Annotated in this window: 14 protein-coding genes; 3 read left to right on the forward strand and 11 right to left on the reverse strand. The window is 41.6% G+C overall.

What is annotated here, in order from left to right; genetic code table 11:
* Positions 1-30 precede the first annotated feature (30 nt).
* From VL121_RS08305 to VL121_RS08350, 10 genes are all read right to left on the reverse strand, one after another.
* Entirely contained in the window at positions 31-243 is a 213-nt protein-coding gene (locus tag VL121_RS08305) for a hypothetical protein (protein ID WP_325404100.1), read from the reverse strand.
* A 93-nt stretch (positions 244-336) separates the two neighbouring features.
* Positions 337-831, reverse strand: coding sequence for an NADH-quinone oxidoreductase subunit NuoE family protein (locus VL121_RS08310; protein ID WP_325404102.1), 495 nt, complete (start codon positions 829-831; stop codon positions 337-339).
* Positions 832-1048: 217 nt separating this feature from the next.
* Entirely contained in the window at positions 1049-2296 is a 1248-nt protein-coding gene (locus VL121_RS08315) for an NADH-quinone oxidoreductase subunit D (RefSeq protein WP_325404104.1), read from the reverse strand.
* Positions 2297-2351: 55 nt separating this feature from the next.
* Positions 2352-2855 (reverse strand): NADH-quinone oxidoreductase subunit C, encoded by a 504-nt coding sequence (locus VL121_RS08320; RefSeq protein ID WP_325404106.1) that lies wholly within the window; start codon positions 2853-2855, stop codon positions 2352-2354.
* A 100-nt stretch (positions 2856-2955) separates the two neighbouring features.
* Positions 2956-3546: an NADH-quinone oxidoreductase subunit B gene (locus VL121_RS08325; RefSeq protein ID WP_325404108.1), complete on the reverse strand. Its 591-nt coding sequence runs from the start codon at positions 3544-3546 to the stop codon at positions 2956-2958.
* A gap of 28 nt (positions 3547-3574) precedes the next feature.
* Positions 3575-3991, reverse strand: coding sequence for an NADH-quinone oxidoreductase subunit A (locus VL121_RS08330; protein WP_325404110.1), 417 nt, complete (start codon positions 3989-3991; stop codon positions 3575-3577).
* 207 nt (positions 3992-4198) lie between these two features.
* Complete coding sequence (locus VL121_RS08335; RefSeq protein ID WP_325404112.1) at positions 4199-5878, reverse strand: tetratricopeptide repeat protein; 1680 nt, start codon at positions 5876-5878, stop codon at positions 4199-4201.
* A gap of 46 nt (positions 5879-5924) precedes the next feature.
* Positions 5925-6869: a PstS family phosphate ABC transporter substrate-binding protein gene (locus VL121_RS08340; RefSeq protein WP_325404114.1), complete on the reverse strand. Its 945-nt coding sequence runs from the start codon at positions 6867-6869 to the stop codon at positions 5925-5927.
* A complete protein-coding gene (locus VL121_RS08345; RefSeq protein WP_325404116.1) occupies positions 6866-7111 on the reverse strand; it encodes a hypothetical protein in 246 nt (81 codons plus the stop codon). Before VL121_RS08345 ends, VL121_RS08340 begins: the two co-directional genes overlap by 4 nt.
* 389 nt (positions 7112-7500) lie before the next feature.
* The gene (locus tag VL121_RS08350; RefSeq protein ID WP_325404118.1) at positions 7501-8160 is read right to left on the reverse strand and encodes a GIN domain-containing protein; all 660 of its coding nucleotides are present in this window, start codon (positions 8158-8160) and stop codon (positions 7501-7503) included.
* Between the two features lie 396 nt (positions 8161-8556).
* On the opposite strand from VL121_RS08350, the gene VL121_RS08355 reads away from it, so the two are divergent.
* A complete protein-coding gene (locus VL121_RS08355) occupies positions 8557-9078 on the forward strand; it encodes a hypothetical protein (RefSeq protein ID WP_325404120.1) in 522 nt (173 codons plus the stop codon).
* Positions 9079-9097: 19 nt separating this feature from the next.
* Positions 9098-9682, forward strand: coding sequence for a hypothetical protein (locus VL121_RS08360; protein ID WP_325404122.1), 585 nt, complete (start codon positions 9098-9100; stop codon positions 9680-9682).
* A gap of 93 nt (positions 9683-9775) precedes the next feature.
* On the opposite strand, the gene VL121_RS08365 is transcribed toward VL121_RS08360, so the two are convergent.
* Complete coding sequence (locus VL121_RS08365) at positions 9776-10846, reverse strand: alpha/beta hydrolase (protein WP_325404124.1); 1071 nt, start codon at positions 10844-10846, stop codon at positions 9776-9778.
* Between the two features lie 708 nt (positions 10847-11554).
* Here VL121_RS08365 and VL121_RS08370 point away from each other — a divergent pair.
* The coding region (locus tag VL121_RS08370) for a carboxypeptidase-like regulatory domain-containing protein (RefSeq protein WP_325404126.1) at positions 11555-12176 on the forward strand (622 nt) is incomplete at its 3' end.

Raw genomic sequence — 12176 nt, forward strand, 5'->3', positions numbered from 1 at the left:
GATACTATATTTTACATCGCTTAATTTTTTTTATTTCACCTGTCTTTTATTTTTATAAAGAGCAGGATACAAGCCAAAAATAACAACCTGTATAATTGTTGTACTTAAAAATATCAATCCTGCTATTCTAAAAACACCAGTTATTTCTTCTCCTTTCACCAATTTTGATAATACCAAACAAATTACAGTTGCTACTGAAAGCATAATTGCAATTAGCTTAAAGTTTAAACGTGCATCTTTCATAACCGCATATTAAAACTCATTACTACCGGATCTTGGTCTTCATAGTGCTGTGTAAAACTTCTCACTACTCACTTCTCACTTCCCTCCTCTCTCCTAACTATTCACCGCCGCATTATTCCTGCATTCTTCAATAATCGCGTCTACCTTAGCCTTGGTAAGATGCTCTTTATAGAATTTGCCCAACTGCATCATAGGCGCGTACCCGCATGCCCCGAGGCATTCCACTGTTTTCAATGTAAATAACCCATCTGCCGTTGTTTCGCCCGGTTTAATGCCCAGGCGTTCGCCAATATAAGCAATAATATCATCGCTGCCATTGATCATGCATGGGCCGGTCTGGCATACTTCAAAGAGGTATTTGCCCACCGGTTTCAGGTTATACATCGAATAAAAAGTGGCTACTTCATATACTTCAATAGGTTCCAGGTTGAGCAAAGAAGCCACATAATCCATCGCTTCGGTACTCAGCCAGCCCAACTGTTCCTGCGCCATATGAAGCACCGGCAATAAGGCGCTTTTCTGTTTCCCTTCGGGATAGCGCGCAATGATCTCGCTTACTTTCTTTAATCTTTCTTCCGAAAATTCCATTTTCAAGTTTTCAAGCCAGCCTGCCGGCCGGCAGGTTTTTAAATTCCTGCATACGGTCTTGACGCTCCTTCGTTGCGTACCGACCGCTTTCTTCCCTTGCTTCACCTACCGAATATAATCTAACACCGGTTCTGCCAATCTGCTTAACGAGACGCCAATGCGCTTACGTTGCCCATTTTCACCCGCCTGTTCAGTCGGGCAGGCATTTCCACATTTCCTACGCATCCATTTCTCCTGCAATCAAATTCAGGCTGCTCAATATTACTACAGCATCGGCCAGCATGGAACCCTTAATCAATTCCGGGTAGGCCTGGTAATAAATAAAGCAGGGCCTGCGGAAGTGGAGCCGGTAAGGCGCTCTTCCGCCATCACTGATCAGATAGAAACCCAGTTCTCCGTTGCCGCCTTCCACGCTATGATATACTTCACCCACCGGAATTTCGGTTTCTCCCATAATAATTTTAAAATGCCAGATCAAAGCCTCCATTTTCGTATATACGTCTTGTTTGGGAGGAAGATAATATTCCGGCACATTGGCATGGTATACTTCGGATGCTTCGCCTTTGAACTGCTGTATCTTTTCGTATGCCTGCCGTATAATTTTTAAAGACTCCCACATCTCCTGGTTACGCACCAGCCAGCGGTCGTACACATCACCCGTAGTACCTACGGGGATATTAAATTCAAAATCCTGGTAGCTGCTATAAGGGGTATGCACCCTTACATCATAATCTACGCCCGAGGCACGCAGGTTAGGCCCGGTAAAGCCATAGTTCAATGCGCGTTCGGCGGTTATTGGCCCGGCGCCCACCGTACGGTCTATAAATATCCTGTTGCGCTGCAGCAGGTTTTCAAATTCCTTTAAAGCAGCGGGAAATTCATTTAAAAACTTGTCTAATTTTTGCCAGGCGGTAGCGTTGAAGTTTCTTTCAAAGCCGCCTATCCTGCCAATATTGGTGGTAAGCCGCGATCCGCATATCTCTTCATATATCTCATATACCAGTTCACGGTACTGCATTACATACAGGAATACCGAAAGCGCACCCGAATCTACACCTATTACCGAATTACAGATAACATGATCAGTTATCCTGGCCAGCTCCATAATAATAACGCGCAGGTAATCTACACGTTTAGGCGTTTGCACACCCAGCAATTTCTCACAGGTCATGTGCCAGCCCATATTATTAATAGGGCTTGAACAATAGTTCAGCCTGTCGGTAAGCGTAGTGATCTGGTAGAGGGGCCGCCGTTCCGCAATTTTTTCAAACGCGCGATGAATATAGCCTACCGTTGCCTCGGCCGATACAATGCGCTCCCCGTCTACTTCCAGGATATTCTGAAAAACGCCATGCGTTGCAGGGTGCGTGGGCCCCAGGTTAAGCGTAGTGGTTTGCTTTTCAATGGAACCATCGGGCAGCTTTATATTTTGTTCACTGCTATATTGTAATACATCTTCTGTCATACATTACCCTTACGGGCATTTTCTTGTATTGATTTAATCGCTGCTTCATCGCGTCTTATCTGCCAAACATTTCATCGTCTTTATCAACCCTTGTCTGATCTTCCAGCGGGTATTCCTTCCTCATCGGAAAATAATCCATCTCTTCCACATTCAGTATGCGTTTAAGATCGGGATGCCCTACGAAATGAACACCAAAAAAATCATAGGTCTCTCTTTCCATCCAGTTAGCACAGGCGTATAACTGCGTGGCGGTATATACATCCGGCGCCCCGATAGCGGTAAATATTTTAAAGCGTATACGCACATTATCCCTGATATTATGGAGATGGTATACTACTGCCAGTTCTTTGTCTTTATTATCAGGATAATGTACTGCCTGCAAATCGGTAAGGAACTGAAATCTTAATTCGGGATCATCATATAAAAACTGAAGCACCTTAAGATTAAGCGCTTTAGGTACCTCAAATGTAAGCATACCGTATGGTTCCGTGAAGTTGGCCGCTTCATCGCCAAACTTTTCTATCAAACGTTTTTTAATATAATCGTTGGTTAACTCCATCTAAAATCTTTATAATAATGCTTCCTGTTTTTTAATATGATACGCGAATGCGGTACTACTTACTATTTACCACTTACTACTTACCACTTCTTACCTCTCATTATTGTATCCCGTAACTCAGCATTAACTGCTGATACTTTTCCCCGTTCCTGCGCCTGATGCTTTCTTTGCCTACCAGTTCCTGGAGGGCCAGCACACCGTCTAATATACCTTCCGGCCTGGGCGGGCAACCGGGTACATATACATCAACGGGAATGATCTGGTCTATACCCTGCAATACGGAATAGCTGTCGAAAATACCACCGCTTGACGCGCAGGCGCCTACCGCTATTACCCAGCGGGGCTCCGACATTTGTATATACACCTGTCGTAATACCGGGCCCATTTTTTTTGCTATGGTACCCATTACCATCAGCATATCGCACTGGCGGGGCGTAAATCCCATTCTTTCCGAGCCAAACCTGCCAAAATCATAATGCGCTCCCATAGTAGCCATAAATTCTATACCACAGCAGGAGGTAGCAAATGGCAGGGGCCATAGTGAGTTTTTACGCGCCAGCCCAACTACTTCGCTGAGTTTGGTAGTAAAAAAACCTTCCCCCGTGTATCCTTCAGGAGCATCGGCTATGCCAATATGCCCCTGGTGATCTCTTTCTTTAGGCGTTATATTGAACCGAACCGGACGTGCCATAATTAAAAATTTAAAGTACAAACTGCCACTAATCTTCCCATTTCAGGGCACCCTTTTTTATAATATAGTAAAATCCTGCGAGAAAAAAACCAACGAAAGCAAGCACAGCCACAAAACCTTCCCAACCCAGTTCCCTGAAATTTACCGCGTAAGGATAAAAAAAGATCACTTCCACATCAAACAACACAAATAATATGGCTACCAGGAAATACTTTACCGCAAGCGGCTGGCGGGCATTACCACTGATTTCGATACCGCTTTCAAAATTTTCTAACTTTTCTGCCGTACCTCTTTTTGGCCCCAGCCAATGGGTTACACCCATCATAACCACCACAAACCCAAGCGCAAAAAGGAGTTGCAGGGCAATAGGAAAGTAATTAAATGAATTATTTACATCTGTAGCCGAAGAAGCCGGAAGGGTCTGAAGTAAAAAATAAGGTATCATTCTCGTCTTAAGATTACTTTTTTCGACAGTAAACGGAAGCGCAGTATATATTATTTGCCAGACGGAACTGCAAATTTCCGCTTTCTGTATAGTGTAGCATTAATCCAACCGCAAAAATAAGGCAGCATTACCTAATAACCAGTATTTTAAAAAATAAACCCCAAAACCAGTACTGGTTTTGGGGTAATATATATAAGTATTTATCATTTACTTTTTTTGCGGCTTTGGCGCCGTATTACTGCTTTTATTAGCCGTTCCCGCTTTGGGTTGCGGACGATCTAACGCTTTTTGCAATATATCCCTGTTATTCTTTGCATCAACATTATTAGGATCCAGGCTTATCATTTTATTAAGATAGAAGATTGCCTTTTCGTATTCCTTTAGCTGGTTGGCATTATAACCTGCCAGGTAGCCGTAAGCCAGCATTAAAGAAGATTTATTTTTTATGGAATCTACTCCCGCTATTTCCGTAAATTTCATAGCATCTTCAACAGGCAGCCCCTGTTCCATCGTTGAATCTACTGCCCATTTTGTACGGAAGCCTCCATAGTAGCCCTGCATATCATCGGAGTATTTTTGTTTATATAAAGAAAATACGCTGTCTGCTGTCTGGTATTGTTCGCCATAAAAATTCTCCCATCCTGCATAAAAGAGTTCTAATTTACCGTAGCCCGTATCTATTGCCAGTATTTTGGTAAGCCAATTAGCAGATTTAGCCCTGTTACCTATTTTTTTATACATATTAGACGCCGCGGTTGCAAAAGCTACCCTTTCTTTGGTAACTGTATCCATCCGGATGGCCTTATTAAAATAGCTGTCGGCCTGCTCTAATTTATCAGGGAATTTAGCTGATATCTCTGCCATCTTCACAAAATTGTCGGGCAAAAATAGGGAGGAGTCAGCCTTGGAAAAAAACAGCTCCATATTTTGCAGGGCATTAAGGGAGTCGCCTAATTTATCGTATGCATATGCTTTTACGCGGTACAGTTTAGCGCTGGCCTTATCTCCTTCTTTTTGCAACTTTTCATCCGCCCGTGTAATGGCTCCTTTAAAATCGCCCGAAGCATATACCAGGCTTATCTCTTCCGCTTCAACTGAAGGTGTAAAATCGGTATTCGCTTTATACTTCGCGAAAAAATCTCTTGCTTTATTAACATCGCGGGAGTACCAATAGGAGTATAAATCATAATAAGCGGGGGCATAAGCAGGATCAAGGGTAATGGCCGCTTCATAGTGTTTCAGAAATATGGCGGCCTGCTCCTGTCCCTGGGTAACATAAATTTTACCAATCTTATACTCGGCCTCCGCCAGTTTAGGATCAAGCGAAAGCGCGTTTTGGTAAGCAGTTACCGCTGCGCCGCCATCTAATAATTTGCGGTACGCATCGCCCATATTAATATATACTAAAGGCTCTTTAAACCGCCTTACTTCCGTTGCCTGTTTTAATTTTTCCAGGGCATATCTGGCATCTCCATCGGACGCATCCACATTAGCCCGTCCAACCGCGTTTAAAATATTTATCTCTTTACCTTTCGTAAGGCTGATGGCGGTTTCAAAGCGCTGACGCGCATCGTTAGCCTTATGCTGAAGCAGCTCAACATGCCCCATGCCTACCAGCAATAAGGGATCGCTGCCCTTAGCCTGTAAAGCCGTTTGATACACTTTTGCAGCACCTGCCATATCATTTAACTCAATTAGTGTTTGCCCCAACCAATAAGCGGCGTCCACATCATCGGGTTTTGCTGCAAGTGCCTTTTCAAGGGTTTCTTTTGCGCTATTATACTTTTCGTAGTAAAAGAATTTTCTTCCTTCATCAACTGATTGCGCAAAAGCAACATTGCACAGTACAACAGCAGCTACCATAAATCTGATTGTGTGCTTCATCATTTTTGATTTGAAATTTTGGTTTTGGTAAATAAATATATTAAAAATATTATTCTTCTTTTATTTGGGCCGACCTGACGGTGAATTGCATATTGGACGGAACAAGATACGCTCTTTGAAATATAAGTTGCCCTTTTTCACTCTTTAAAAAATTAGTAAATCCCCTGCCCAGCCCGCTATAGTTCTCTTTTACAATATAATACAAACCCCGTACCATAGGGTATCGGTTGGTAGCTATATTGGCCTGGTAAGGTTTTATAAACTTGCCGGGATCACTCCTCGCCTCTATAGATGCCACTCTTACTTTAGCAAGAAAAGCCAGTTGCTGCTTATCATCGGGATTTCCTATCCAGCTTACCCCCAAAAAACCTATGGCATGCTCATTTTCAGCTACATAATCAATTACACCCTGGCTTGTTTTGGCAGCGGTTACCCCCGGCGACAAAGGCTGACCTTTAAGCACCGAATCAATCATAAAACGAACGGTGCTGGTTGCGGCATTACCATCTAATACAGGATTAAGCCTGTACCCGCTGGTACCATTCATCAAAGACCTGATTTCCCCCATTGTAAAAAGTGAATCTTCCGATTTATTGTTCACAATCACAGATATAGCATCAGTCGCTATTTTCCCCCACGGAGGGGTAAACCTCAGGGTATCTTTTAAAGATTTAACTTCCTGTTCACTTAATCCGCGGGTAACAATTACCATCCGGATACTGTCATTGAGCAAATCCCTTAAACAATCCGCTTCCGCTTTATAATGAGGAATAATTGTGGCTTCTGGAAACTGAGACATAAAAACCCTGATCTGGGAATCTATAATGGGCTTAAAAGATTCATCTACACTTATATGGATAGTACCCGATTTAAGATCGTCATTACCCGAAATCGTTTTTGTATGCGTTCCCCCGCTGCAGCTTACCAGCACACACAGTGTAATAGCATATATTCCCGCACGCAACATAGTATAGATATAATTAATGCTACTCATTTTTTTAAATATTTGCGCTGATACCCCCTGTACAACCTGAATAATCCGTAAGCTATTCCCACACCGCCAAAAAGGGTATCTATCAAAGGGTCACTCTTCATCCAGTCAATATTCAGCTTCTTATTAAATAAAAAAAACAGTCCCAATCCCAACCATAATATGCCCATGGCATAATCGTATAAGGAGTGAAAAAAAGAATGTCTTTTTCGTTTCTGTTCTTCCCAGTTCTGTTGTACCGACATCAGGCAAAGTTTAAGGGAGTGGGCAAGTTAGCAAATCCTTTGATAAATGCCGCAACTACACGTATTAAAAATTGATGAACCTTTATTCTTCTATGACCTCAAAGCTTACCGGCTGCACAAAATACATGGCTACATTGCTGCCATTTTTCTTCGCGGACTTCCACCTCGGCATTTTTTGCAATACTTTTATAAAGTTTCACAACAGGGCCCTGTAACAGCAATGAGATGCGGATAAAAAGAGATTCCACAAATGAAGTGTATTAACTGCAAACGGTTTTTGACTTGTTCCCTGATGTAGCTACTGATTTTGCCAAAATAAAAACCCCGGCTATTTTACGAAACAACCGGGGAACCACTCACTATTCATCTGCTTATTAACAGTTACCCTTTCACTGCTTTATCACTTTTCCACTGCCGCTGATATCATTATCAACCGTAGCAGGATCGCCTTTATAATATACGCTGCCGCTGCCATTTATTTTTACTTTAAGTTTCTGAACAACTGTTATTCCTGCCTCACCACTGCCGGAGATAGCAATATCAGCATGTTGAGCAATAAAACCGAAGCTATCAAAGCTGCCGCTTCCGGAACTACGCAACACAAAATTTTCTGCAGCACCTTTTTCAACGGTTATATTGGCCGAACCGGATATATACACGTCAAAATTCGTATTGTTATTAAATTCGCCTGCAACATGCATATCGCCGCTTCCGCTCGATGATAAACCCGTTAATACCGGCATAGTAATATATACCTCTGAGTTATCATTCCGCACATTCCGTGTGTCTTCGTAACGAACAGATAAGGTACCATTATTTACTGTTGTTTTAAGATAAGGTAACAGGTTGGCATAGCCTTTGACTTTCACCTCAAAATCCGTTCCCTGCACAATATGAATGATGGTAGAACCCTGTGTGGCCACTTTAGTAAATGCGCTTACATCTCTTTCCTGTGTTTGTATGCTGCCATTGCCGGTAACCGGATCCTTTTTGCACGATAAGAATGCCAGTAAAAAAGCGGCCAGTAAAAAAAAGTAGCTTCCTTTCATTTTTTGATGTTTAAGAAATAAATAAGTTATAGTTAACCCGATAGGTGACCGGATTCCTTATGGAAACGTTACAGCAAGGCGATTAAACTACATAAGCGGAAAAAAGAAGGGATGAATGTAAGCAACAGGACAGCATTGGATGCTTAGCCACAGGTAGTGGCTTTTCCGCGTAATACTAAACCCATGATTTGCCGCAACTTTACGGAATATGCTCCTCTAAAGTCCTATCTCAAGGTTACCAACATTGAGGATTGGTAGTCTCAAGTGAAAACAATCTTATTAAAGATTGGCAGCTTTGAGACAATTTGGAATACATCTGTTTACTGGAAGGTATCCAGAAAAGAAAATATATTTGTATTGGATAATTAATTACTTAAATGCGTTAAAGTTGATAAAATGAAAAGGATATTAGCTGTAATTTGTTGTATACTCACTTTAGCTTGCAAAAAAGATACAGATACACCCGCAACTTCGTCACCTGAAGACAATGATAAGGTTAAATCATTTCTTGGAACATATCATGTCGCTGAGGATGTCTATTATCTAAGGTCCGGCAATTTTGTTGCTCATAGTAATTTTACAGGATATATAATTAGGACACGTATATGGTGGAACAGCTTTAATGATATTCTCTGGGATAGCTTAAATGCTATTGGTCTTGTGCAGTCTGCGCGCCCAAACTCTGTACCCTGGAACTGGCATGGGCCGAACAGCATAACAGATACTGCCAAATTTAAACTGATGCCGCATTTGACAAAACCAGGTGTAGATACATTGATTGCAGGATCACGGTTTGGAGGGCAATATGCCACTACGAGGATTCAAATCATTAACAAGGATAGCTTAAGGCTTACTTATCTTCATAGTGGACCAATAAATGATGTTTATGATGTAAGGCAGCTTTGGATTAGAGAGTAAAATGTTAAAAAAATTATTTATGTGTATAACCAAATTGAAATATACAGCCCTTTTTATTCTTTTGCTTGCTTGCGCATGTTCATGCGAAAAAGACCATCATGAAGAAACCCAAGTTGAATTACCACCCTATTATCTAAAGGCGGATATTAATGGAACTCCGACTATGTGTGCTGCACATGCTAAAGTTAATCGCCCATCCTATTCACCTGATGTTTGGTTCCTGGAAGGCTATTCTGGTGTGAATAATGATTCCACACATGTCTTTTCCCCTTCTGTTGAAGCAACTTTGCCAGATTATATTTCTTTGCAAGTTTATTTTTCAGGGATAAAACCAACCGTTGGCTTTTATGGCCCACCTGTATCCCAACAGAATATGACAAACTTCGCCTCCATAAGTCTTTTTAAATTCCAAAGCGTGGATTACCTCAATGCTAATTATAGACAATATAATTCGGGAGGAATAGCTGGCCCTTCTACACTAAATATAACAAGTATTAGTGACAGCACAATTGAAGGCAATTTTTCAGCAAATGTATATTCTTCTGGTGCTGAATCTCAAATAATAAAAATAGAAAACGGTGGCTTTCTACTGAAAATTAAGTAGAAGTTTTGTAAAAGCTTGATAAATCCAGCCAATTGATTAAGTCCTTTTCGGAGTATAATGCTTAGCTTATCACCGCCAGAAAGGTAATCAAAATTATGGCGTTTGATCACTGATTTTGATCTGCACATTAGTAGTGCTTATAACAATGGCATTGTTCTCCGCTTTGTGTACATGCAGTTTTCTTTCCATGAATTTTTCAACAGCCTGCTGAACGCCCAGCAAATCTTTCGACCGTATATAGCTTCCCAATACATGATTACCCGCATTAGGTATGGCCTGTTTTACTTTATTATCTTTTGGCGTACCCAGTTCATCAAACATTTTCAGCATGGCAGGCACACTTACCACGCTATCCTGGTGTACTTCGTCTTTATAATAATACAGCAGCAGCAGGGGTTGTTTTACTTTTGCAAATGTTTCGGGCGTCATAGTGGTTTCTAAGTATTCTTCTAATTGCACGGCGGCTTCCAGCGGGTATTGCGCATACCAGTATTGTTTATAAACAGGCCGGGTATCTTCCGAAATAATATAATCGTTCCCGTTAACCCATCCGGCTATCTGTAAACCCCAGGGCTTATTCAGCAACCATGCCTTATCGTTATGAATAGCGATATTAGGACTCATTAATATCAACGCGTACACATCATCTGCATAAGTAGCCGCTAACTGCAGGGCATTTGTTCCTCCCGTTGATGTACCCATCAGAATTACTTTCTTCCCCAGTTGCTTTCCAATAGCCAGCGCACGTTTGGCGCTTTCCCAGTATTCGGAAGGTGTGAGGTTTTTCATAGGATCCGTAGTATCTATGCCATGTTCGGCAAGCCTTGATAAGTAAAGATTACAGCCAAACTCCTTTGCAATATTGGTATGAATGGGGGCGCCTTCTTCCTGCGAAGCAGAAAACCCGTGGAGATATACGATAGCATACTCCGTTTTTTGTTTAAGGCTATCATTATACCACACTATCCTGGCTTCATTATTGGGCTTAAGCGTATGCCTGGCTTCGTTCCGGCTAATATCATTTTCCAGATCGGCTGGCAGGTGCGGAACGGCAGGCATAACCGAACTGTATACAGGCGTTGACGGGTGCGGCCCCAAAAGATATATAACCGCAAGCAGTACTATAACGGAAAGGAATAGCCGAAAATATTTTTTGCTAAGCATATAAGCTTACTTCAATAATGTGATTAATGACATAACGGAAACGCGGTGCTAAGTTAAGTGTAACTTAACAATTTACACTTAGCTTAGTATAGTTGTAAAACAAAAACTCATGGTTCTCCGATAAAAATATTTTGGCGGCGCCATTACTGATACCGGCTTATACCAGTTTGGCCGGTTTTTTTCACAGGTTCCACACTGGCATGGAAGGCGCAGGAAAGTGTGCAGACGCCGGATTGTAAAAATTGAATAGGTATACCGAACTATAATATAATAATCTGCATACAGCATACTACAAGATACCACATGGAGGTGCAGGATGGTAATGCAAAAAAATGATCCTACATTTAGTTAAATGTTTTAAAAACACTTATTTTTTTACATTACCCCAAAATTAATTGCTATGCCAAAACAAGAGCCTCCGGTTAAGAGTCCGAATACTTCTTAGTGCGTACATGAAATAGATACCTGTTTACACCTATCCGTTTCAGGATGTTTTAGTAAGATTGATCTCCCTGTTTTTTACAAATGTAAAACAGGACGCAGTATCATGGAATTTTACTAACAGGGATGCTATTGCCTGCTTCATCAGCTATATATCGGAACAAATCAATTTCCAAATTCACTTCACTTTAAAAAATTGCTATGAGACAAAAAGCCATTGCTTGCATTAAATGTTTTTCAATCTTGCTGGTTGTAACATTATTTTCATTGTATGCATTTTCCCAGCAGCGAGCCATTACCGGAACAGTAACGGATGAAGGTTCTTCTGCTGGCTTGCCAGGTGTAACGGTTTCCGTTAAAGGAACCAATATCAGCACACAAACAGATACCGATGGTAAATTTTCCATAAATGCGGGAACAGGCAAAACGCTTGTTTTTTCATTTGTAGGTTACGAAACCAAAGAGACAGGCATTGATGGCCGCAACACCATAAACATAAGTTTGGCTGTTGGTACGAAAGGCCTGGAAGAAGTAGTTGTAGTAGGCTATGGTAACCAGATCAGGAGATCGGTAACAGGAGCCGTACAGAATATACGTGCCGAAGAGTTTAAAGACATCCCCGTTTCACAAGTGACCCAAAAATTACAGGGACGTTTGGCCGGGGTTCAAATCAATCAAACAACGGGTAAACCCGGACAGGGGATGTCGGTTAGAATTCGCGGTCAATTATCAGTTTCTGCGGGAAGCGATCCGCTATATGTAGTGGATGGATTTCCGATTACCGGCAGCATTGGCGCGCTTAACCCGGATGAAATAGAGACGATCTCTATATTAAAAGATGCTGCGTCAACTTCCTTATATGGATCAAGGGCGGCTAACGGTGTGGTTT

It is taken from the genome of Agriterribacter sp. (assembly GCF_035497235.1).
In the GTDB taxonomy this organism is placed as follows: Bacteria; Bacteroidota; Bacteroidia; order Chitinophagales; family Chitinophagaceae; genus Agriterribacter.